The 23,234-nt window shown below is 61.5% G+C and carries 19 protein-coding genes and 3 pseudogenes; 12 read left to right on the forward strand and 10 right to left on the reverse strand.

Features of this window, described 5'->3' with window-relative positions; translation table 11 throughout:
* Positions 1–9 precede the first annotated feature (9 nt).
* The 8 genes and pseudogenes from CUR33_RS19385 to CUR33_RS20875 all read left to right on the forward strand — a co-directional run.
* Positions 10–336, forward strand: a complete 327-nt coding sequence (locus tag CUR33_RS19385) for an ArsR/SmtB family transcription factor (RefSeq protein ID WP_289240653.1) — start codon at positions 10–12, stop codon at positions 334–336.
* A complete protein-coding gene (locus CUR33_RS19390) occupies positions 333–764 on the forward strand; it encodes a YeeE/YedE family protein (RefSeq protein WP_289240654.1) in 432 nt (143 codons plus the stop codon). The genes CUR33_RS19385 and CUR33_RS19390 overlap by 4 nt, the downstream gene beginning before the upstream one ends.
* Positions 765–766: 2 nt before the next feature.
* On the forward strand, positions 767–1,183 hold the full coding sequence (locus CUR33_RS19395; protein WP_289240655.1) for a DUF6691 family protein: 417 nt from the start codon (positions 767–769) through the stop codon (positions 1,181–1,183).
* Between the two features lie 20 nt (positions 1,184–1,203).
* Positions 1,204–1,395 carry a YgaP family membrane protein gene (locus tag CUR33_RS19400; protein WP_090250448.1) on the forward strand — a complete coding sequence of 64 codons (192 nt, stop codon included), beginning with the start codon at positions 1,204–1,206 and terminating at the stop codon, positions 1,393–1,395.
* Between the two features lie 47 nt (positions 1,396–1,442).
* Positions 1,443–2,306, forward strand: a complete 864-nt coding sequence (locus CUR33_RS19405) for an MBL fold metallo-hydrolase (protein ID WP_289240656.1) — start codon at positions 1,443–1,445, stop codon at positions 2,304–2,306.
* A complete protein-coding gene (locus CUR33_RS19410; RefSeq protein ID WP_289240657.1) occupies positions 2,296–4,017 on the forward strand; it encodes a SulP family inorganic anion transporter in 1,722 nt (573 codons plus the stop codon). Before CUR33_RS19405 ends, CUR33_RS19410 begins: the two co-directional genes overlap by 11 nt.
* A gap of 201 nt (positions 4,018–4,218) precedes the next feature.
* A pseudogene (locus CUR33_RS20870) lies at positions 4,219–4,887 on the forward strand (PAS domain-containing protein); the annotation flags it as partial.
* A gap of 111 nt (positions 4,888–4,998) precedes the next feature.
* A pseudogene (locus CUR33_RS20875) lies at positions 4,999–5,439 on the forward strand (methyl-accepting chemotaxis protein); the annotation flags it as partial.
* A 67-nt stretch (positions 5,440–5,506) separates the two neighbouring features.
* Here the strand turns inward: CUR33_RS20875 and CUR33_RS20880 are convergent.
* From CUR33_RS20880 to CUR33_RS19445, 7 genes and pseudogenes are all read right to left on the reverse strand, one after another.
* On the reverse strand, positions 5,507–5,965 hold the full coding sequence (locus tag CUR33_RS20880; RefSeq protein ID WP_448703262.1) for a methyl-accepting chemotaxis protein: 459 nt from the start codon (positions 5,963–5,965) through the stop codon (positions 5,507–5,509).
* 84 nt (positions 5,966–6,049) lie between these two features.
* Positions 6,050–6,829: pseudogene (locus tag CUR33_RS20885) on the reverse strand (PAS domain-containing protein); the annotation flags it as partial.
* 79 nt (positions 6,830–6,908) lie between these two features.
* A complete protein-coding gene (gene aguA / locus CUR33_RS19425) occupies positions 6,909–8,018 on the reverse strand; it encodes an agmatine deiminase (RefSeq protein ID WP_289240660.1) in 1,110 nt (369 codons plus the stop codon).
* A gap of 89 nt (positions 8,019–8,107) precedes the next feature.
* Positions 8,108–8,989, reverse strand: coding sequence for an N-carbamoylputrescine amidase (gene aguB, locus CUR33_RS19430; RefSeq protein ID WP_167143683.1), 882 nt, complete (start codon positions 8,987–8,989; stop codon positions 8,108–8,110).
* A 302-nt stretch (positions 8,990–9,291) separates the two neighbouring features.
* Entirely contained in the window at positions 9,292–9,501 is a 210-nt protein-coding gene (gene rmf, locus CUR33_RS19435) for a ribosome modulation factor (protein ID WP_282874695.1), read from the reverse strand.
* A gap of 150 nt (positions 9,502–9,651) precedes the next feature.
* Positions 9,652–11,232, reverse strand: a complete 1,581-nt coding sequence (gene gshA, locus CUR33_RS19440) for a glutamate--cysteine ligase (RefSeq protein ID WP_289240661.1) — start codon at positions 11,230–11,232, stop codon at positions 9,652–9,654.
* Between the two features lie 207 nt (positions 11,233–11,439).
* The gene (locus CUR33_RS19445; RefSeq protein WP_289240662.1) at positions 11,440–13,779 is read right to left on the reverse strand and encodes a Tex family protein; all 2,340 of its coding nucleotides are present in this window, start codon (positions 13,777–13,779) and stop codon (positions 11,440–11,442) included.
* 225 nt (positions 13,780–14,004) lie between these two features.
* On the opposite strand from CUR33_RS19445, the gene ompR reads away from it, so the two are divergent.
* From ompR to CUR33_RS19460, 3 genes are all read left to right on the forward strand, one after another.
* Complete coding sequence (gene ompR, locus CUR33_RS19450) at positions 14,005–14,739, forward strand: osmolarity response regulator transcription factor OmpR (protein WP_090250422.1); 735 nt, start codon at positions 14,005–14,007, stop codon at positions 14,737–14,739.
* 430 nt (positions 14,740–15,169) lie between these two features.
* Positions 15,170–16,483: an ATP-binding protein gene (locus CUR33_RS19455; RefSeq protein ID WP_090250417.1), complete on the forward strand. Its 1,314-nt coding sequence runs from the start codon at positions 15,170–15,172 to the stop codon at positions 16,481–16,483.
* Positions 16,484–16,550: 67 nt separating this feature from the next.
* Entirely contained in the window at positions 16,551–20,321 is a 3,771-nt protein-coding gene (locus CUR33_RS19460; RefSeq protein WP_289240663.1) for a bifunctional diguanylate cyclase/phosphodiesterase, read from the forward strand.
* Positions 20,322–20,405: 84 nt separating this feature from the next.
* Here CUR33_RS19460 and rimK read toward each other — a convergent pair whose 3' ends face one another.
* Together rimK and rimB are read right to left on the reverse strand one after the other, a co-directional pair.
* A complete protein-coding gene (rimK, locus tag CUR33_RS19465; protein WP_160085908.1) occupies positions 20,406–21,311 on the reverse strand; it encodes a 30S ribosomal protein S6--L-glutamate ligase in 906 nt (301 codons plus the stop codon).
* A complete protein-coding gene (rimB, locus tag CUR33_RS19470) occupies positions 21,308–21,775 on the reverse strand; it encodes a retropepsin-like aspartic endopeptidase RimB (protein WP_090250408.1) in 468 nt (155 codons plus the stop codon). Before rimB ends, rimK begins: the two co-directional genes overlap by 4 nt.
* 98 nt (positions 21,776–21,873) lie before the next feature.
* On the opposite strand from rimB, the gene CUR33_RS19475 reads away from it, so the two are divergent.
* Positions 21,874–22,308, forward strand: a complete 435-nt coding sequence (locus tag CUR33_RS19475; RefSeq protein WP_289240664.1) for an RNA-binding S4 domain-containing protein — start codon at positions 21,874–21,876, stop codon at positions 22,306–22,308.
* 68 nt (positions 22,309–22,376) lie between these two features.
* Here the strand turns inward: CUR33_RS19475 and CUR33_RS19480 are convergent, their stop codons facing one another.
* Entirely contained in the window at positions 22,377–23,171 is a 795-nt protein-coding gene (locus tag CUR33_RS19480; protein ID WP_289240665.1) for a phosphatase PAP2 family protein, read from the reverse strand.
* Positions 23,172–23,234 lie beyond the last annotated feature (63 nt).

Here is a 23,234-nt window from a genome sequence, read left to right on the forward strand (position 1 = left end):
TTGCTTGCCATGACGCCTGAACATCCGCCACTCGATATCCAGCAACTGCGCGCCAATGCCGATGCGGCGGGGCAGTTGCTCAAGGCCCTGGGCAATCCGGATCGCCTGTTGTTGCTGTGTCAGCTCTCCCAGGGCGAACGCAATGTCAGCGAGCTGGAAACGCTGCTGGGTATTCAACAGCCGACGTTGTCGCAGCAACTGGCGGTGTTGCGCCGTGAAGGGCTGGTGGCGACGCGTCGTGAGGGTAAGCAGATCTATTACTGCATCAGCAGCCCGGCGGCGTTGGCGGTGATCAACACCCTTTATCAGCTGTTCTGCGCAGGTGCCGAGCAATGAGCATCGACTGGTACAACTTCACGCCCTGGAGCGCCCTGGCGGGTGGCGCATTGATTGGCCTGGCCGCCAGCTTGTTTGCCGTAATGAATGGCCGGATGGCTGGCATCAGCGGCCTGCTCGGCAGTTTGCTCGAGCGCGGTGAAGGGCGGGGCGAGAAGGGCCTATTTCTGCTGGGCGTGCTGATCGCGCCGCTGCTCTGGCAGCTGTTTAGTCGTCAGCCCGAAATTCAGATCGACAGCGGCTGGCTGGCGCTGACGGTTGCCGGTCTGCTGGTCGGTGTCGGCACCCGTTATGGCGCAGGTTGCACCAGCGGGCATGGCGTCTGTGGTTTATCGCGGCTGTCACCGCGTTCCCTGGCTGCCACCTTGAGTTTTATGGCCGCCGGTTTCGCCACCGTGTTTGTCCTGCGTCACCTGCTGGGGGCTTGAACATGCGCAAACTGTTGGCCTTTCTCGCCGGTGTGACCTTTGGCATCGGCCTGCTTAGCGCAGGCATGGCCAACCCGGCCAAGGTGCTGGCGTTTCTCGATCTGGCAGGTGCCTGGGATCCATCGCTGGCCCTGGTGATGGTGGCGGCGATTGGCGTGGCATTTCTGCCGTTCAGTTGGGCGCGCTCGCAGCGCAGCAGTCTGCTTGGTGCGCCGATGCAGTTACCGGGCAAACGTGAGCTGGATCGGCGGTTGATCGGCGGCAGCCTGTTGTTCGGTATCGGCTGGGGGATTGCTGGCATCTGTCCGGGGCCGGCCGTGGCGATTCTGCTCACAGGGCGCTGGCAGGTGCTGCTGTTCGTGGCGGCCATGCTGGTGGGAATGGTTGTGTTTGCTGCGCTGGAACGCCGGCGCGGGTAATTGATGATCGGGAGATCACTATGAAAGCAAATGTTGGCACCCTCGACCGTAGCCTGCGCATTGCCGCAGGTCTGATTCTGTTGGGCTTGAGCCTGAGCGGCGTGATTGGCCTCTGGGGGCTGATCGGCATCGTGCCGCTGGCAACCGGTCTGTTTCGCTTCTGTCCGCTGTACCCGCTGCTGGGTATCAGCACCTGCAAGACCAAGGCTTAACCCACTGCAATACCGACCGGTTTCGCCGCCGGTCGGTTGGAGCTGCCATGTCCCCGCTCATTCAGGCTTTTTTCGACCCTGCCACCTCGACCTACAGTTATGTCGTCAGCGATCCAGCCACCGCGCAGTGCGCCATTATCGATTCGGTGCTGGATTACGACGCGGCTGCAGGGCGCACCGCCACCACCAGCGCCGACCGCTTGATCGCCTACGTGCGCGAGCAGGGCCTGAGCGTGCAATGGTTGCTGGAAACCCATGTGCATGCCGACCACCTGTCCGCCGCGCCCTATCTCAAGGCTGCTTTGGGTGGGCAATTGGCAATCGGTGAGCAGATCCGCGTGGTGCAGAATACTTTCGGCAAGTTGTTCAATGCCGGTAGCGAGTTCGCCGTTGATGGCCGCCAGTTCGATCAGTTGTTCCGCGATGAGCAGGTGTTTCAGCTCGGTTCGCTAAATGCCCGTGCCCTGCACACCCCTGGGCATACTCCAGCCTGCATGACTTACCTGATCGGCGATGCAGCGTTTGTCGGCGACACCCTGTTTATGCCGGATTACGGCACCGCGCGCTGCGACTTTCCGGGTGGCGATGCACGGGCGTTGTACCGTTCGATTAGTCGGCTGTTTGCCCTGCCAGGCAGCACCCGACTATTCATGTGCCACGACTACCTGGCGCCGGGGCGTGAGCAGCATCGCTACCAGACCACCGTGGCCGAGCAGCGCGTGCATAACGTGCATGTACACCAGGGCGTCGACGAGGAGGCCTTTGTCGCCATGCGTCAGGCCCGCGATGCCAGCCTGGGCATGCCGGCTTTGATGCTGCCCTCGGTGCAGGTGAATATGCGCGCCGGCCATCTGCCGCCCGCCGAAGACAATGGTGTGCGTTACCTCAAGGTGCCGCTGAATGTTCTCTAGATGGACGCTGCTAACTACCTTGCGTCGTTACGACCGCGATCAGGCTGGCCGCGATCTGCTCGCCGCCTGCTTGGTCTGTCTGCTGCTGGTGCCACAGGCGTTGGCCTACGCGCAGCTGGCCGGGTTGCCGGCGGTGGCGGGGTTGTACGCGAGCATTCTGCCGCTGGTTGTCTATGCCTTGATCGGGGCTAGCCCCGGCGTGGCACTGTCGTTCGGCCCGGTGGCGGTGCTATCGCTGATGACTGCGGCGGCCTTGGCCCCGTTGGCTGCCGCTGGTACTGCGGCGTATCTGGCAGCGGCCACCACCTTGACCCTGCTGGTCGGGGTGTTCCTGCTGCTGATGGGCCTGTTGCGGATGGGCTTTGTCGCCAACTTTCTTAGCCATCCGGTGATTTCCGGTTTTGTTAGCGGCTCGGCGTTGCTGATTGCGGTCAGCCAGTTCAAGCATTTATTGGGCATCTCGGCCGACGGGCTGACCCTGTTGCAGGTGTTGCCCGCGCTGTATACGCAGTTGCCGGCGCTGCACCTGCCGACGCTGCTGTTGGGGCTGGGTAGCCTGGCGCTGCTGGTGCTGCTGCGTAACCTGGGCATGTTCGGTGTGCCTGAGGCGCTGGCGCTGCGTATCAGGCAGTTGAGTGCGTTGCTGCTGATGCTGTTGGCGATGGCCCTGGGCGCGGCGCTACAACTGGAAGTTTATGGCGTGCGGGTGGTCGGCACGGTGGCCGCGGGTCTACCGCCACTGGGGCTGCCGAACCTGGAGATGGGCTTGTTGCGCGAGTTGCTGCCAGCGGCCGTGTTGATTGCCCTGGTGGGCTTTGTCGAGTCGGTGTCCATTGCCCAGAGCCAGGCGATGCGCAAGCGTCAGTCGATCAACCCTGACCAGGAACTGCTCGGCCAGGGCGCCGCCAACATTGCTGCCGCATGCAGTGGTGGCATGCCGGTCGCGGCGAGCTTTTCGCGCTCGGCGCTGGCGCTGCAAAGCAATGTGGCCACGCCGTTGGTGGGTGTGTTTGCGGCGGTGCTGATGCTGGCTGCGGTTCTGGGGCTGGCGCCGTTGCTGCAGCACCTGCCGCAAGCGGTATTGGCCGCGAGCATTATTGTCGCGGTAGTGGGGCTGATTGATGTATCCAGCCTGCGCCGCACCTGGCGCTACTCACCGCAGGAAGGGATGGCGCAGCTGGCAACGCTGGTCGGCGTGCTGTTGTACGGTGTTGAGGCCGGCATTCTGCTCGGGGTGAGTCTGTCGCTCCTGTTGTTTCTCTGGCGTACCAGCCGGCCGCATATGGCGGTGGTCGGCCAGCTGCCCGGCAGCGAGCACTTTCGCAATGTCGAGCGCTATCAGGTCGTGGAAAGTCCCAGCGTGCTGTCGCTGCGCGTCGATGAAAGCCTGTACTTCCCCAATGCGCGGTTTCTGGAAGAGCGTATCGGCGCGCTGATCGCTAACCGCTCAAGCGTGCGGCATCTGGTGCTGATGTGCTCCGGGGTCAATCAAATTGATGCCAGCGCGCTGGATACCCTGGAGGCGATCAGCGAGCGTCTGCACAGCGCAGGCGTGCAGCTGCACCTGGCCGAAGTGAAGGGGCCGGTGATGGATCGGCTGCAGCGTTCGGAGTTTCTGCAGCGCTTTGGCGGGCAGGTATTTGTCAGCCAGTACCAGGCGTTGCGAACGCTGGATGCAGAAAGCACGGCGCGGGCCATGCGCGCGCAGTGAATCTGAGCTAAACGTTAACCACCGCGTGTCGATACGCTGGTGTGTCAGGGATAAACTCATTGCCGCGTGCCCTGAGCAAAAATTGTCCTTTTTGAGGCGCTTCCTATGTTCGGATCACAGCTTCGCAGTGAGTTGCAGCAGTGCCAGCTGCAACTGGCAACCAATCAGCAGTTCGTCGGGGCAATTCGACAGACCTTTGCCATGATCGAGTTCACCGCCCAGGGTGAGATTCTCGATGCCAACCCGCTATTTCTCGCAACCATGGGCTATCGCCCGGAGGAATTGCGTGGCCAGCATCACCGCCTGTTCTGCAGCAAGGAGCAGGTGGCGAGCCCGTCTTACGCGCAATTTTGGCAGCGCCTAGCTGATGGTGAGAACCTCAGCGATCGATTTATGCGTGTGACCAAGGATGGTCGTGAAGTTTGGCTGGAGGCCAGCTATATGCCGGTGCGCGATACACAGGGCAAGTTCAGCAAGGTCATCAAGCTTGCTGTCGATATCACCGAGCGTATGCATGCTGAGCATCAGCACGAGAGTTATTTGAATGCTATCAATCGTTCGACTGCGGTCATCGAATTTAACTTAGCGGGTGAAGTGGTAGTGGCAAATGAGAACTTCCTCAGCACTATGGGCTACCGGCCGGAGGAGATTTTTGGCAAGCACCACCGACAATTCTGTACGGCTGACGATCTTGCTAGCGAAGGATATCGTCAGTTCTGGCAGCGCTTGAATCGAGGCGAGTTTATTGCCGATCAATTTAAGCGAATTAGCAAGAGCGGTAACGTAGTTTGGTTGCGCGCTTCCTATAACCCGCTCTATGACGTACATGGAAAGTTATACGGCGTGGTCAAATTTGCTACAGATATTACTGCTCAAATTGAGCATAGTTATGCCGAGGCTGCTGCTGCCAAGCTTGCTTTTGAGATTGCACGTGAAACGGATGCAAGCGCTGTTAAAGGTGCACACACAGTAGATGAGACAGTCCAGGTTGTGCGCGGTATAGCAGATGAGTTGGAAAAGGTCTCCAGCAGTATTGGTGCTTTGAGTGCTCAGTCAGAACGAATCAGCAGCATTGTTCAGGTTATTCGGGGTATCGCCGAGCAAACCAATCTGCTTGCTCTCAATGCGGCCATCGAAGCGGCGCGTGCTGGTGAGCAGGGGCGAGGTTTTGCGGTGGTAGCCGACGAGGTACGCAATCTTGCCGCGCGTACCAGCCAGGCGACAGTTGAGATCAATGACGTGGTGCGCCTGAATCATGACTTGGCCTTGCAGGCCGTTAGTGGCATGGATGGCAGCAAACAGCGTGCGGAACAAGGTGTACTGTTGGCCAATCGGGCTGGTGAGGTCATGCTGGAAATACGCGATGAGGCCCAGCGTGTTGTCGATGCTATTGGACGATTCACTGAAGTCATGCAGCATTAAGAAATGCCGCTTTATAGCGCGGGCACGCTGCTCACAGCGGTCTAGCGGCGCGGCTCGCGCGCCGCAATCAGTGCTCTTCTAGGGCGTCGGCGAACTGGCGGACGGCTTCCACCACTTGCCGTGCGCCGCTCTGGATTTCTTCGATGACATCACCGGCCTGGTTGACCAGGTTCACCCCTTGGTCAACCTTGTGACGGCTTGCCTGCATGCTATCGACCGAAACCTGCGCCAGTTCATGGTTGCGCTTGACAACCTCGACAATCTCCACGGTGGCTTGGCTGGTGCGCGCCGCCAGGTTGCGCACTTCATCCGCCACCACGGCAAAGCCACGGCCTTGCTCACCGGCACGCGCCGCTTCGATGGCCGCATTGAGCGCCAATAGATTGGTTTGTTCGGCAATCCCGCGGATCACCTGAACGATGCTGCTGATCATCTCCGATTGCTGGCTGACAGCGGTGATGCCTTCGGCGGCGCGTGACAGCTCATCGGCGATGCCGCGCACGACATCAACGGTTTCACGAATCACCTTGGCACCATGGCGAGCGCTTTCATCGGTTTGCTGGGAGATCTCGTAGGCCAGCTTGGCGGCTTCTGACTCGGCCTGCTGCTGACGTACCAGGCCCGTGACATCACGGGCAAATTTGACGACTTTGTAGAGCTTGCCGCTGGCGTCAAACACTGGGTTGTATGTGGCGCTCAGCCAAATGGTGTCGCCATGCCGATTGATACGCTGGAAGCGACCGGAGAAGAACTCTCCTTTGTTCAAACGCTCCCAGAAGCGGCGGTATTCGGCGGAGTCCGCCTCCTCTCGGGTGCAGAACATGCGGTGGTGTTTGCTGCGAATCTCATTCAGGCGATAACCCATGGTTTGCTCGAAGTTTTCATTGGCTTCGAGCACTTCGCCTTTGGGGTTGAAGGCAATTACGGCCATGGAGCGGCTAATGGCCTCAACCATGCTGTTTTGTTCCTGCTCGCGGGCTACCTGCGCGGTAATGTCGGTAGCCAGTTTGAGCACGCCTTCAATACGGCCATCAGGACCCTTGATCGGGTTGTAACTGGCCTCTAGCCATACTTCCTGGCCTTGCTTGTGGCGTCTGAGGAAACGCTCGCGGATGAACTCACCCGCGGCCAGGCGCTGCCAGAACTTCCGGTACTCGGCACTGGCTTGGTAGTCGGGAAAACAGAAGATGCGATGATGCTGACCAACGATTTCCTCAAGTCGATAACCCATTGTGGCCAGCAGGTTTTCGTTGGCGCTGACGATGGTGCCGTCAGGTTTGAATTCAATCATGGCGGTCGAGCGGTCGACGGCCATCTTCCTGGCTTCTGCGGCACGCAGTTTAGCCAGCGCGCTGCTGAGCGCTTGTTTAATTGCCTTGTTGAACATCATTTTCCCCTGCCAGCCCACTGGCGCTCACCAGAACTGTATCGGACTGGCAGGGCGAAACTTTACATCCTACCTTGAATGTTTAACCAGCCATTTGCGGGCCCGGCTGCTGCTGGGTAATGCAGTGAATATTGCCGCCGCCCAGCAGAATCTCCCGGCCCGGCACCATCACCACGCGGTGCTCAGGGAACAGGCGACGCAGAATCGCCTCAGCTTCGGCATCCTTGGGGTCGTCGAACTTTGGCGCGATGATGCCGCCGTTGACGATCAGGAAGTTGACGTAGGAACCCGCCAGACGGATCGACGGATCACGCTCCTGAGTACCAGCGACCAGATCGACGCCGGCGCATTCTTCATCGCTGGCATACAGCGGGCCGGGAATCGGCATCTTGTGCACGATCAGCTGACGGCCCTTGGCGTCCCGCACGCTTTCCAGCACGCGCATGGCGGCCTGGCAGCGCGGGTAGTTGGGGTCGTTGGCATCGTCGGTCCAGGCCAGCAGCACTTCACCGGGGCGCACGTAGCAGCAGAAGTTGTCGACGTGGCCGTCGGTTTCGTCATTGAACAGGCCGTCCGGCAGCCAGATTACCGTGTCGATGGCCAGGTGATCAGCCAGGTATTGCTCGATCTGCTCGCGGTTCAGGTGTGGGTTGCGGTTGGGGTTGAGCAGGCATTCCTCGGTGGTGATCAGGGTGCCTTCGCCGTCGACATGGATCGAGCCGCCTTCGAGGATCAGCTCATCGGTGCGATAACGCGCGCAGCCTTCGATCTGCAGAATCTTGCGGGCTACCTGATCGTCACGTACCCAATTGGCGTACAGGCCGCCATTCAGGCCGCCCCAGGCGTTGAAGGCCCAGTCCACGCCGCGCACTTCGCCGCTGTTGTTGGTGACGAAGGTCGGCCCGGTGTCGCGCACCCAGGCGTCGTCGGTGGTGATTTCCACCACGCGGATATTGGCGTGGGTGAGGCGCTCGCAGGCGTTCTCATACTGGCCGGCGGACACGCCAACGGTCACTGGCTCGAATTCGGCAATCGCCCTGGCCACGGCGGTGAACGCGGCTTGCGCAGGCTTGCCACCCAAGCGCCAGTTGTCCGGGCGCTCGGGCCAGACCATCCAGGTTTGGCTGTGGCTTTCCCACTCGGCGGGCATGCGGAAGCCGTCGGCGCGTGGGGTAGTCGTCAGGGTAGTCATAAATTCACCAAAACATTGAGCGGGGACGGATGGGTATTAACGCTGCGCGTCGCCTCCCATCTTATAGGGGCGTTCTTACAGGGGCGTTGTTACTCGGAGGCCAGATGGCCGTCGAGGGTTTTTAGCGGGCCGTAGAGGTTCGGGCGGCGGTCACGGAAGCTGCCCCAGGCGCTGCGGATATGCTCCAGCTGATCCAGATCGAAGCTGTGCATCAGCACCGCCTCGCTGGTTTCGTTGGCTTCCTGCACCTTGGCGCCGAACTGGTCGGCAATAAACGACGAGCCATAGAAGTTGATGTGGTAGTCGCCCTGGTCTTCACGACCGATGCGGTTGCTGGCGATCAGCGGCATCAGGTTAGCACCGGCGTGGCCCTGCTGTACGCGCTGCCAATGGTCGCGCGAGCTGATGCTCGGGTCATGTGGCTCGCTGCCGATGGCGGTTGGGTAGAACAGAATCTCGGCACCGAGCAGCGCCATACTGCGCGCGCACTCGGGGAACCACTGATCCCAGCAGATGCCCACGCCGATCTTGGCGTAGCGGGTGTTCCACACTTTGAAACCGGTGTCGCCGGGGTTGAAGTAGTACTTCTCGTGGTAGCCCGGGCCGTCCGGGATATGGCTTTTCCGATAAATCCCGAGGTTGCTGCCGTCTGCGTCGATGATCGCGATGCTGTTGAAACGCGCGCGGCCGGCCAGTTCGTAGAAGCTGATCGGCAGGACCACTTGCAGCTCTTTGGCGATTTTCTGGAAGTGCAGGATCGCCGGGTTGCTCTCGGCCGGGGTGGCCAGTTGCAGGTAGTCCGGGTTGGGCTTCTGGCAGAAGTACGGCGCCTCGAACAGCTCTTGCAGCAGGATGATCTGTGCGCCCTTGCCGGCGGCCTGACGCACCAGGCGCTCGGCGTTGGCGAGATTCGCAGCGGTATCCCAGGAGCAGGCCATCTGGGTGGCGGCGACAGTAACGATACGGGGCATGATTTGGCACCTCAAGAGCAGTTGGGGCGGTCATCTGACACTAGCAGAGGCCGGCGACTGTGCCATGCCTCGCGGGCGAGTCACGACAGTGGATGGCCTATTTATATCCGATAAAAATCGGCTTTAAAAGCAAAATATAAGACGCTATATGAGTTTTTATCGATTTATATCGAATAAAAATCGAATTAATGCGCTATGGCAAATCAATCGCCGATCAAAGGCAAGGCGATGCACAGCCGCGCAGATTGACGTGCTGTGGGCGTGAACGGTGTGTGCAGATGAAGGTTGGGTAGAGCGAGGGATCAGGCGCTGTAGCGTTTGTGCAGCTCGAATTGCTCGTGGCCGTCGTCCCAGCCGGCTTCCCAGGCGGCGATCAGCACATCGGCGGCGAGCGCGCGTGGGGTGTTGTTTTGCCCGGTCAGCCCTGCCATGTAGCCCTGTTGGTAAGCCTTATTAAGGCTTTCCAGGCTCCAGTGCTGGTCATCTTCCGTGTTGAGGTCGGCGCAGGCCATGGCGGCAGCTCGCAGTGGATTTACCCGTGCAATGCTAGCCGCATCGCTTGGGCAGGGCTGCGCCGCTGATCTCGCTTTTGCCACCGCTGGCAGTTTATGTGATGCAGTTGGCGAAATGCCGGCTGCGCGCGAGCCGGCATTCTCCGCAGGTTAAACAGCCAGAGCCAGGATGCTGGCCTGATACGCCGCGGCAAAGCTGTCAAAGTCGCCTTCTTCGTGGGCTTCCAGTTCGGCTTGGTCGTGTAGCGACTGGGCGGCGCTGGCTTCGAAGGCCGCTTGCTGTTCGGCGCTCAACGGCTGGCTGCGGAAGTACTCGGCGTGCCGCTTGCTCTGGCGCAAGGCGAACTCGGTAAAGCTCAGGCCCTGCTGCAGTTGCGCCAGCACTTGAGCGGAAGGCGTCAGGCTGGGGTCGACAACCTTGGCCTGTTGCGCCTGCAAGGCCAGGCTATGGGCGTTGTCGCCGTGGTTCTGGTCGAGCAGTTCGGCCAGCGGACGGATCTGCTCCAGCAACTCATCGGCCCATGCCTGCAGCGCCACTGGCTGGCCATTGCGCTGCAGCTCTAGACCTGGCCGGCGACCTTCCTTGACCACGGCCAGGAAGTTGTCGGTGCAGGCATGGCATTCGCCGCTTTCCAGCAGCGGACTGTCGGCCAATGCGCAGAACAGCAGGAAGGCGTCGAGGAAGCGCGATTCGCTCAGATCAATGCCCAGCGGCAGAAACGGGTTGATGTCCAGGCAGCGCACTTCAACGTATTGCACGCCACGGGCCATCAGCGCCTGGATCGGCCGCTCGCCGCTGTAGGTGACGCGCTTGGGGCGGATATTCGAGTAGTACTCGTTTTCGATCTGCAGAATATTGGTGTTCAGTTGCAGCCACTCGCCATCCTTCTTCGCGCCGATTTCCACATAGGGCGGGTAGGGCGTGCCGACGGCCTGGCGCAGGCTGTCGGTGTAGCTGGCCAGGTCGTTGTAGCAGGGTGTCAGACCGGACTGGGCAGTGCTCTGATAGCCCAGATCGCTCATGCGCAGGCTGGTCGCGTAGGGCAGGTAGAGGGTTTCTGCGTCCAGTTCCTGCAACTGATGTGGGCGGCCGCGCATAAAGCCCTTGTGCAGCGCTGGTGAGGCACCGAACAGGTACATCAGCAGCCAACTGTAGCGGCGGAAATTGCGGATCAGCGCGATATAACGCGCCGACTGATAGTCCCGCGCGCTGCGCGTATCAGCTTCGGCCTGCTGTTGCAGTTGCCACAGCGCTTCCGGCAGCGAGAAGTTGTAATGGATGCCGGCAATACACTGCATTGTTTTGCCGTAACGCAGGGCCAGGCCCTTGCGGTAGACGTACTTGAGTTCGCCGATATGCGAGCTGCCATAACGGGCGATTGGAATCGTCTCTTCGTCCGGCAGGGCGCAGGGCATCGACGGGCTCCACAGGTACTCGCCATCCAGCTTGCTGTAGGCGAAGCGGTGGATCTGCTCCAGATCGGCCAGGGTCGCCGCCGGATCAGGCTCGGCCGGGGTGATAAATTCCAGCAGCGACTCGGAGTAGTCAGTGGTGATCTGCGTATGGGTCAGCGCCGAGCCGAGGGCGGCCGGGTGCGGCGTGAGGGCCAGCTGGCCATCGCCGTCGACGCGTAGGCATTCGCGCTCGATACCGTGCAGGCATTGGGAAAGCAGGGAGAGGTTGGCGCGCTCGCCAAGCTGGGCCAGGCGGCGGGGTAACAGGTCGCTCAAGATTGCATTCCTTCACGCATCGGTCGCCTCAATATGGGGACGACACGCACGCTCTACAAGGGGGCGAGAAAACCGCGTTCAGCGGTCGATAGCGCTTTATAACCCGGCGCGGATGAAGAAGGTTATAGCTGGGCGCTGTGCTTTTGCATCTGGGCGACGCTGCAAGGGCGGCCCACGGACATAGCGCCTATGTCCGTGGGCGTTGGCTTATTTCTTCAGTTGTTTGGCATTGGCAAACAGTGCCGCCATGCCGCCGCTGGCCGGAGCCGGCTTGTCCTGGCTGGAGTGGCGTTCGCTGCGCGGCGCATTACCGGCCGGCTTGCCACCACGTGCGCCGCCGCGCGGACCTTCGATTTTCTCGCCCGGCGTATCACCCATGCGCATCGACAGGGCAATGCGGTTACGCGGGATGTCGACCTCCATAACCTTGACCTTGACCACGTCGCCGGCCTTGACCGCTTCGTGCGGGTCTTTGATGAACTTCTCCGACAGCGCCGAGATATGCACCAGACCGTCCTGGTGTACGCCGATATCGACGAAGGCGCCGAAGTTGGTCACGTTGGTCACCACGCCCTCGAGCATCATGCCCAGTTTGAGGTCGTTGAGGGTTTCCACACCTTCCTGGAACTCGGCGGTCTTGAACTCCGGGCGCGGGTCGCGGCCGGGTTTTTCCAGCTCGCTAAGGATATCGCCGATGGTCACCAGGCCGAATTTATCGTCGGTGAACTGCTTTGGGTCGAGGCGCTTGAGGAAGCTTGAATCGCCGATCAGCGAACGAATATCGCGGCCAGTATCGGCAGCGATGCGTTGCACCAGCGGGTAGGTTTCCGGGTGCACGGCGGAGGCGTCCAGCGGGTTGCTGCCGTTCATCACGCGCAGAAAGCCTGCGGCCTGTTCGAAGGTCTTGTCACCCAGGCGCGGCACCTTGAGCAGGTCGGCGCGGCTGTTGAACGCGCCGTTGGCATCGCGGAAGGCGACGATATTCTGCGCCAAAGTGGTATTCAGCCCGGAGATGCGCGCCAGCAGGGCGGCGGAGGCGGTGTTCACGTCCACGCCGACTGCGTTTACGCAGTCCTCGACCACCGCATCCAGCGAGCGCGCCAGCTTCAGCTGCGATACGTCGTGCTGGTACTGGCCGACACCGATGGATTTCGGGTCGATCTTCACCAATTCGGCCAGCGGGTCCTGCAGGCGACGGGCGATAGACACGGCGCCGCGCAGCGACACGTCCATATCCGGGAATTCCTTGGCGGCCAGCTCCGAGGCGGAATACACCGAGGCGCCAGCCTCGGAGACCATGACTTTGGTCAGATTCAGGCCCGGCAACTTCTTGATCAGGTCCGCGGCCAGCTTGTCGGTCTCGCGGCTGGCGGTGCCGTTGCCGATGGAGATCAGGTCGACCGCGTGCTTGGCGCACAGCTTGGCGAGGATCGCCAATGTGCCGTCCCAGTCGTTGCGTGGCGCGTGGGGGTAAACCGTGGAGGTTTCCAGCACCTTGCCGGTGGCGTCGACCACCGCCACTTTGCAGCCGGTGCGCAAGCCCGGGTCCAGCGCCAGGGTGGCGCGCGGGCCGGCCGGGGCGGCCAGCAGCAGGTCGTGCAGGTTGCGCGCAAACACGTTGATCGCTTCGTCTTCGGCGGCTTCACGCAGTTCGCCGAACAGGTCGGTTTCCAGGTGGGTGTAGAGCTTGACCTTCCAGGTCCAGCGCACCACTTCGCCCAGCCACTTGTCGGCCGCGCGGCCACGGGCGCTGATGCCGAAGCGCTCGCCGATCATGCCTTCGCACGGGTGCATGCTACCCGACGGAGCGCCGCCCGGCAGCTCGTCGCCGACTTTCAGGCTGGCGCTGAGGATGCCTTCGTTGCGGCCGCGGAAAATCGCCAGGGCACGATGCGACGGTGCGCCCTTGAGCTTCTCGTCATGCTCAAAATAGTCGCGGAACTTGGCGCCTTCGTTCTCTTTGCCGGCGACTACGCGGGCGCTGAGGATGGCGTTGTCTTTGAGGTAGCTGCGCAGGCTGGCCAGCAGGTTGGCATCTTCGGCGAAGCGCTCCATCAGGATGTACTTGGCGCCTTCGAGCACAGCCTTGACGTCGGCAAAGCCTTTTTCAGCGTCGATAAAGCGTTCGGCTTCGCTCTCGGGATTCAGCTCGGGGTCGTTAAACAGGGCGTCGGCCAGCTCGCCGAGGCCCGCTTCCAGGGCAATCTGGCCCTTGGTGCGGCGCTTCTGTTTGAACGGCAGGTAGAGGTCTTCCAGGCGAGTCTTGGTGTCAGCCAAGTTAATGTCGCGGGTCAGCTCAGGGGTCAGTTTGCCCTGTTCCTCGATGCTGGCGAGGATGCTGGCGCGGCGCTCGTCGAGTTCGCGCAGGTAGCGTAAGCGCTCTTCCAGGTTGCGCAGTTGGGTGTCATCCAAGCTGCCGGTGACCTCTTTACGGTAGCGCGCGATAAACGGCACGGTAGAGCCTTCGTCGAGCAGCGCCACGGCGGCGGCGACCTGTTGCGGGCGTACGCCCAGTTCTTCGGCGATGCGGTTGTTGATGCTGAGCATAGAAAAAGCTACCCACACGGAAACGAAAAACCAGCCACGCAGACCACGGGCCAGACACGAAAGCCGCGCATTATAAACATTGCCCGGCAACGCGCCGGGAACCCGTCCGGGAAAAATCTGCTAACAATGGGCTGCACGTCGGCTGTGGCACCTGAGCCATAATGCCGGCCATTGCATACTGCCAGCGCGTCCGCGCCCGGCGGAGGTCTGGTCAAGGAGCCCTGAATGAGCAGCACTGCACTTCCTGTTGAAGGCGAAAAAATCCTGATCGTCGACGACGACGCTCGCCTGCGTCGCCTGCTTGAGCGCTTCTTCGACGAGCAGGGCTACCGTGTGCGCGCGGTGGAAAACGTCGAGCAGATGGACCGCCTGCTGGCCCGCGAGCTGTTCAACCTGGTGGTGCTCGACCTGATGCTGCCGGGTGAGGACGGGCTGTCTGCCTGCCGTCGCCTGCGTGAGTCGAACAACCAAGTACCGATCATCATGCTCACCGCCAAGGGCGATGAAGCCAGCCGTATTCAAGGCCTGGAACTGGGCGCCGACGATTACCTGGCTAAGCCGTTCAACCCGCGTGAACTGCTGGCGCGGATCAAGGCTGTGCTGCGCCGTCAGGCCCCGGTAGTGCCAGGCGCGCCGGGCAGCGAAGACGAAAGCGTGAGTTTCGGCGAGTACGAACTGTCTCTGGCCACTCGCGAGCTGAAGAAAGGTGAGGAAGTGCACATGCTCACCACTGGCGAGTTCGCCGTACTCAAGGCGCTGGTGCAGCACGCCCGTGAGCCACTGACCCGTGACAAGCTGATGAATCTAGCCCGTGGCCGCGAGTGGGACGCCCTGGAGCGTTCCATCGACGTGCAGATATCCCGTCTGCGCCGACTGATCGAGCCGGATCCGTCCAAACCGCGCTATATCCAGACCGTCTGGGGTGTGGGCTACGTGTTTGTGCCGGATGGTAATAAGTGACATGGCGGGTGGTGCTCATGGCGTGCTGGCAGGCACTGCTGTTAAGCGCTTCGGCTGTTCTGCTATTCGTGTATCTGCATGAAACCGCTGTATCAATGGCAGCGTCACGCGGGCTGAGCCTGCGTGGCGGGATCAGCTGGGGCATTGCGCTGCACCTCGCGCTGTATGTTTTTGTTGCCCTGTCAGTGCTGCAAAATGCCGCTGCAGTGCGTTGGCCCGCCAGACGAACACGATTGGCTGTGTTGGTATGGCTGACCTTCGCGGGGTTTTTAACGCTGTTGGCGAACCCCTTTGCACCTTGGGCTCATCCTTATCGTTGGGCACTTTTACTCTTTTGCTCCACGGCAGGTTTTGCCTTGTCTCTGGCTGGCCAGAATGTATGGCCGCTTATACAGCGGCGCGGTTTCACTGTTCGCTTACGGTCTGATGCATGAAAACCCCTCTCTGGTTCCCGCAAAGCTTTTTCGCCCGCACGCTGTGGCTGGTGCTGATCGTGGTGCTGTTCTCCAAGGCGCTGACCCTGGTTTATCTGATGATGAACGAGGATGTGCTGGTCGACCGTCAGTACAGCCACGGCGCCGCATTGACCCTGCGCGCCTATTGGGCGGCGGACCCGGAAGACCGCGCCACCATCGCCGAGGCTGCCGGGCTGAAGCGGGTGCCTTACGAGCAGGTGCCCGCCACCGAACAGCACTGGCCCTACAGTGAGATTTTCGAGCGTCAGATGCGCACCGAGCTGGGTCCCGACACCGAGGTACGGGTGCGCGCCAAGAGCCCGCCTGCGCTTTGGGTGCATGCACCGGCGCTGGGTGATGATTGGTTACGGGTGCCGCTGTATCCGCACCCGCTGCGCGGCCAGCGGATCTGGAGTGTGCTGGGCTGGTTCCTGGCCATTGGCTTACTGTCCACCGCCGCCGCGTGGATTTTTGTGCGTCAGCTCAGTGCACCGCTCAAGCGCCTGGTATTCGCTGCCCGGCAGATCGGTAAAGGCCGCAGCGTCAGGCTGCCGGTTAGCGATACGCCGAGCGAGATGACCGAGGTGTACCGCGCTTTCAACCAGATGGCCGAAGACGTTGAACAGGCAGCCCGCGAGCGGGAGCTGATGCTCGCCGGGGTGTCGCATGACCTGCGCACGCCGCTGACTCGCCTGCGCTTGTCCATGGAGTTTCTGCACACCGACTCGGAACTGACCGAAGATATGGTGCGCGATATCGAGGATATGGATGCGATTCTCGACCAGTTCCTGGCCTTTATCCGCGACGGGCGTGATGAGCCGCTGGAGCAGCTGGATTTGCTTGAGCTGATCCGTGAAGTGGTTGCGCCGTATAACCAGAAGCAGGAAATGGTCCGGCTGTGCCTGGAGTCCGTGCCGGCGTTCCCATTGCGCCGAGTGTCGCTCAAGCGGTTGCTGGTCAATCTGATCGAAAACGCCCTGCGCTACGGCGGCAATGCGGTGGAGGTGGCGGTTTCCCTGTCGGGTGACCACAGCGCTCCGTATGTGGTGTTGAGCGTGCTGGACCGTGGGACAGGGATTGATCCGGCGGAGCTGGGCAGTATTTTCAATCCCTTTATTCGTGGTGACCGTGCCCGGGGCGGGCAAGGTGCCGGCCTGGGTTTGGCCATCGTCAAGCGGATTGCCGCCTTGCATGGCGGCAGCGTCGAGTTGCGCAACCGCTCTGGCGGCGGCCTGGAGGCGCGGGTGTGCCTGCCGTTGGGTCTGTTGTTACCGCGCGACGCCGTCTAGACCGCACTGGCATACTGTCATCACTGCGCTGAACTATGCTTTATCAGCGCGATGACATGAGGTCAGCATGCCTGCAGTTCCCCACCGCCTCTCTCTATGGACTTGGCTGCTGCCGTTGCCATTGCTCCATCTGGCCACTTGGCTGTCCCTGGCGACTCAGTTCACCGACGGGGCAGCACTTTGGTATCCGCCGTTTGCCTTGGCACTGGTGTTTGCGCTGTGGTGGGGGCCGCGCGTGCTGCTGGCGGTGTACCTCAATGCTGCGTTTTCGATTCCACTGTGGGGGCTGGAGTGGCAATGGGCTGCGCTCTATGCCCTGCCGGAAACCCTGGGTGTAGCGCTGGCCTGGCTGTTGCTGCGATTGCGGCCGTTTGACCCGGCCTTGCCCGATCTCAGCCATTTGCTGCGCTTTATGTTGCTCGGTGTGCTGTTGCCAATTGCGCCCATGGTGCTGGGGTTACAGGGCAATCTCTGGCTGTTCGGCCACATACCGCTTGAGGCGTTGCTTTCGGGCAGCATGACGCTATGGCTGGCTGACAGCCTCACAGCCCTGGCCCTCGCCATCCCCTTATTGGTCTACCTGACGCCCTGGTTGCGCCGCCGCGGTTGGCTGGCGGGCCCCGTGCGCAGCGGCTGCGAGCACGTGCCCGAGGTGCTACGCCAGTTACCGCCATGGCCGCTGCTGCTGGTGCTGTTAATCGGCATGCCTTGGCTGCTCGGTGTATTGCCGCTAACCCTCAATTTGCCATTGATCGGCGTGATGATGCTGGGACTGGCCTTGGTCTGGGGCTTTGCCGGCGGCCTCTGTGGCGCGGCGCTCAGTGTGTTGATGGTGTTGATTCTGCCGCTGTTGCGCGGCTTGGTGAACAGTTCAGCCTGGCTCGACCCGCAGCGTCTGGAACTGCATTTCAGCGTACTGCTATTTATGCTCGCCACGCTGCTGGTGGGGCGCAGCCTGAGTGACCTGCGCCAGGCCCTGGCGCGCAGTGCGCAGATACAGCAGCAACTGGCCCTGGCCAACCTGGCGCTGGAGGCCAGCCCACTGGGCGTGATCATTGCTGATGCCCGCCAGCCGGCGTTGCCGCTGATCTACTGCAACCCGGCGTTCGAGCAGATTACCGGTTACAGCCGCGAGGAAGCCCTGGGTAATAACTGGAACTTCCTGCTGCGTGATGATCAGCAGCAACAGGGCTTGAGCCGTTTGCAGCAGGCGGTGCGCGAGGGCATGGGCTGCGATGTGGTGCTGCGTAACTACCGCAAGGATGGTCAGCAGTTCTGGAATGAATTTACCCTTGCGCCGATGCGTGACGACCAGGGCATTAGCCATTTCGTCGCCCTGCAAAGTGATGTCACTGCCCGCGAGCAGCTGGCCACCCAGGTGCGTTCGCAGAGCGACGAGCTGCTCAAGCAAAGCTACCTGTTCAGCCAGACCGAGCACATTGCCAACCTGGGCGGCTGGGTGTTGAACATGCCCGAGCAGAATATGGACTGGAGCGCCGGCTGCTTTCGTATTTACGAGCTGGACCCGAAAAACGGCACGCCGGACCTCAGTGGTGCCCTGAGCTACCTGGATGCCAGCGGCCGAGTATTGGCCGAGCAAGTGCTGCAGCAGCTGATTGATGGGCTGGAGCAATTCGACATTGAGGTGCGCCTGCTGACTGCCAAGGGCAAGACGCGCTGGCTGCGTATCCGCGGTATTACCGAGCGTGATGGCGCCGAACTGGTCAGGGTGTATGGCGCGTTGCAGGATGTCAGTGCGCGCAAATACGCCGAGCAGCAACTGCGCGAACGTGATGAGCGGCTGCGCCTGTTCTTCGAAGCGCCGCTGATCGGTATGGCCCTGACCAGCCCGAGCTTTGCCTGGGAAGAGGTCAACCATAAGCTCTGCAGCATCCTTGGGCGCTCGCGCGAACAGCTGCTGGCGGCCAGCTGGGAAGAGCTGTCGCAGGACGATGACCTGCGAAACGAACAGCCGCTGCTCGACCAGGTACTCAGCGGGCATCGTGAAGGGTTCGAGTTGGAAAAGCGCTTCCGTCGGGCCGACGGCAGCCTGGTGCACACCCGTGTCAGCCTGCGTGCGGTGCGCCACAGCACCGGTCGGGTGCGCATGTTTCTGTTGCTGGTCGAAGACATCAGCGAGCGCCTGCAGGCCGAGGCGCGCTACCGCACCATCGTCGAGAATGCACCTGAAGCGATCCTGCTGTTCGATCTCAACGGAACGCTGGTCGAGTGCAACGACAATGCCCTGCGTTTGCTGGGTTATAGCCGCGAGGAAATCGCCAGCAAGCGTGTGTTTGATCTGAGCCCTAACAAACAGGCCGATGGCCAGCTTACGGCTGAGCTGGGTAAGGTTTACTTGAAGCGGGCAATGAACGGTGAAGCGCCAGTATTCGACTGGTTGCACCGCGACAGTAAAGGGCGACAGATTCCGTGCGAGGTACGCCTGGTGCGCATGCCCGGTGAGCCGGTGCTGATTCGCGGCAGCGTCACCGATATTTCCGAACGTCAGCGTTATCAGCGTGAAATTGAGCGACTGGCGTTCAGCGATGAACTCACCGGTCTGCCCAATCGACGCCTGCTGCTCGACCGCCTGCAGCATGCGATGGACCGTGAGCAGCGCGAAAACACCCTGGGCGCCCTGTTGTTCATCGACCTGGATCACTTCAAAACGGTCAACGACAGCCTCGGTCATTTGGTCGGCGATGGCCTCCTGCGTGAGGTGACGGCGCGACTGGCCAGTGGTTTACGTGCCGAAGACACCCTGGCGCGGATGGGCGGGGACGAATTTGTGGTGCTGCTCGAAGGGCTCGACAGCAACCCGCAACTGGCGGCTGAAGCGGCAGCCATTACAGCGGAGAAGCTGCTGAAAAGCCTGGTGGGCACCTGCTGGATTGATGGCCACGAGTTGTCGATCAGCGCCAGTATCGGTATCGCCCTGCATCCTTTCGGCAGTCAGGTGGCCTCCGACGTGCTGAAACAGGCGGACACCGCCATGTACCGGGCCAAGCAGGGCGGGCGCAACGCGTTGCATTTCTTTGCCCCGGAGATGCAGGCGGCCATCGACCAGCGCTTGCAGATGCAAAGCGAACTGCGTCAGGCGGTGCAGCGCAACCAGCTGTACCTGGTGTTTCAGCCGCAACTGGCGTTGGCCACCGAGCGTATTGCCGGCGCAGAAGTACTGCTGCGTTGGGTGCACCCGGAACGCGGCGAAGTCATGCCCGGCGACTTTATCCCGCTGGCCGAAGAAACGGGGTTGATCGAGGAACTCGGCGCCTGGGTGCTGGAACAGGCCTGCGCAGCACTGGCACGCTGGTTACCGCAGTGGCCGCAGCTGGTATTGGCAGTCAACCTGAGCCCGCGTGAACTGCGCCAGCGTCACTGTGTCGCGCGCATCAGTGAGTGCTTGGCGCGCCATCAGGTGCCGGCGACGGCGCTGGAGCTGGAAATCACCGAAGGCGTGTTGCTGGAAGAAGTCGAGCAGTGCATCAGCAATATGCAGGCGCTCAAGACGCTGGGCGTGCGGTTTGCCATTGATGATTTCGGCACTGGCTACTCCTCGCTGACTTACCTCAAGCGCCTGCCGCTGGATCGCTTGAAGATTGACCGCAGCTTTACCTGGGACATGGACGCTGAAGACGGCAGCGGCCTGGTATTGGTGCAGACCATCTTGGTGATCGCCCGCAACCTGGGGCTGGAGTGCGTGGCCGAAGGCATTGAAAGCCAGTGGCAACTTGATTGCCTGCGCCAGCATGGCTGCTCGTTGGGGCAGGGCTATCACTTCAGTCACCCGCTGAAAGAAGCGGATTTCCAGGCCTGGATGGAGCGGCACGACGTATAGGCTTGAGTCTGTGTGTCGGCACCTTTGCCGCGTCCTGCCATACAGGCCCGGCCATGTTTGGCCGTGCGTTCGCCTATATCCGGCTCAACCCTTGCCCTTGGTGCGCGTCAGGTTTGGGCCGCTGTTCTTCTCCAGGTGCTGGATTACCAGGCTGGCGACATCCTTGCCGGTGGTGGTTTCGATGCCTTCCAGGCCGGGCGATGAGTTCACTTCCATCACCAGCGGGCCGTGATTGGAGCGCAGGATATCCACGCCGGCTACGCTCAGCCCCATCACCTTGGCCGCACGGATGGCGGTCATGCGTTCCTCCGGGGTGATCTTGATCAGGCTGGCGCTGCCGCCCCGGTGTAGGTTGGAGCGGAACTCGCCTGGCTTGGCTTGGCGCTTCATCGCCGCAATCACCTTGTCGCCGACCACAAAACAGCGGATGTCCGCGCCGCCGGCTTCCTTGATGTATTCCTGCACCATGATGTCCTGCTTGAGGCCCATAAAGGCCTCGATCACCGACTCGGCCGCCGTCGCCGTTTCACACAGCACCACGCCAATGCCCTGGGTGCCTTCCAGCACCTTGATCACCAACGGTGCACCATTGACCATGTCGATCAGGTCGGCGATGTCATCCGGAGAGTGGGCGAAACCGGTCACCGGCAGGCCAATGCCACGGCGGGACAGCAGTTGCAGTGAGCGAAGTTTGTCCCGTGAGCGGGCGATGGCCACCGACTCGTTGAGTGGGAACACGCCCATCATCTCGAACTGGCGCAGCACCGCGCAGCCATAGAACGTCACCGAGGCGCCGATGCGTGGAATCACTGCATCGAAGCCTTCCAGCGGCTTGCCGCGGTAATGGATCTGCGGCTTGTGGCTGGCAATGTTCATATAGGCACGCAGGGTGTCGATCACCACCATCTCGTGGCCCCGCTGTTGCCCGGCTTCGACCAGGCGGCGGGTGGAATACAGGCGCGGGTTGCGCGACAGCACGGCGATCTTCATGGGGCACCAGGGGAGTCAGCGAGGGTGGGTTTGTTCTGTACGTAAGTCAGCGCCGGGTTGACCAGCAGCTGACCGGCAATCAGCGCCTTGGAGCCAAGCAACACGCGGTAGCGCATGGTTTTGCGGCATGTCAGGGTGAATTCGACCGGCCATTCGCGTTCGCCTAGCGTCAGAGGGGTGCGAATCACATAGCGCGACTGACTGTGGCCGTTGGAGCTTTTGATGGTTTTCACTGAAACCAGTTGTGCCTCGCAGCGATGCCGACGCTGCACCACTGTGCCGAGGTGGGCGGTAAAGCGCACCCACGGCTCGCCGTCGCGGTCGAACGGTTGAATATCGCTGGCATGCAGGCTGGAGGTACTGGCCCCGGTATCAATCTTGGCGCGCAGGCCGACCATGCCCAGTTCCGGCAGGTTGATCCATTCGCGCAAACCGATTACGCCAAGTTGGTCAAAAGTCTTCAAAGGGCAGTTCCGGGTTATGTGCGGGCATTCTAGTTGGCACGTGTGACAACTGCATCAGGCAAAATGTCCGCCTGCACGGTGTGATCAGCGAGGGCCGGATGAGCGAGAAAAAAGACGACGACAAGGTACGCCTGGATAAATGGCTGTGGGCTGCGCGTTTCTATAAAACCCGCGCCTTGGCCAAGGCGGCGATTGAGGGTGGCAAGGTGCATCATCGCGGTGAGCGCTGCAAACCCGGCAAGGAGCCGAGGGTGGGTGATGTCTATGTGATTCGCACTTGCTTTGAGGAGCGCAGTGTAGTGGTGCAGGCACTGTCCGTGGTGCGTCGCGGTGCGCCTGAAGCGCAGGCGTTGTACACCGAGACAGCCGAAAGCATTGAGCGCCGCGAACAGGCCGCCGCACAGCGCAAAGCCGGAGCACTGGGCATGCAGACCGAGGGTCGGCCCAGCAAGAAGCAACGGCGGCAGATTCACGACTTCAATGACCGGCAGGATGGCGGTCTTCGCCATCCGTGGGCTGATGACGAGTTCTAGGCCGCGTGTCGCCGACCGCCGTGCTCAGCAGCGCTGCACTGTTCAGCTGCGCACTGCATAGCCCACGCCTAGCGGCCGCTGATAACGTTCAGTCGGCCCAGCATTGGCAGCGCGGCCAGGCTCTTGATCAGCGGCTGGGTAACATATTCCAGCCATTCGCTGGTCCTGTACGCAAACGGGGTAAAGCAGGACCAGGCCAGGCCCAGCAAGGCGAGGAACAGGCCGCCCACCAGGGCATCCGAACCCCAGTGCGCACCCGCTACCAGACGCGGCAGCATAAAGATCACCGCCAGGCTCCAGACCAGCAGCAAACGCCAGTTGCGTGCAAAGAAGCTCATAAACATCGCCCAGATCAACAGCACCGATGCGTGATCGCCAGGGAAGCTGCGGGTGGCGCTGTCCTTCATATCCCAGCGTTCTTCCCAGTCAGGGAACAGTTCGGTCAGCCGTGCGGCGCCTTCCACCACCAGGGATGCGCTCGGGCGCTGCCAACCCATCAGCTTGACCAGCTCGGCGAAACCGACGCGAAACAGCAGCATCACGATCAGCGCCGCGAGAAAGGCATACAGCGCCTTGCGCACCTGGGCGCCGCTGAACACCAGACCGGCCTTGAGCATCACGGCCAGCATCAGCACGCCAACACCCATGTCCACCGGGCGCATGCTGCCGATCGCCCAGGTTTGCGCCCACAGCCCGGCGCTGTGCACGGGCTCATTGAGCAGGGTAAACAGCTGCAGGTCGAATTGGTCCCACAGCGCGCGGCTGGGTGCCCACAACCAACTGGCAAGCAGCAGCAGAGCGACGAAATGGCTGGCAACCAATGGGCGAATACGCCACTGATCGTTAAGAAAAGAAGAGGTCATGCAGAGGCATCCTTGTCATCTGTAGGGGTTTAAAGCGGCCGGCATCCTAGGGAGTCGGGCCTG

The organism is Pseudomonas sp. FEMGT703P (assembly GCF_002786345.1).
In the GTDB taxonomy this organism is placed as follows: Bacteria; Pseudomonadota; Gammaproteobacteria; order Pseudomonadales; family Pseudomonadaceae; genus Aquipseudomonas; species Aquipseudomonas peli.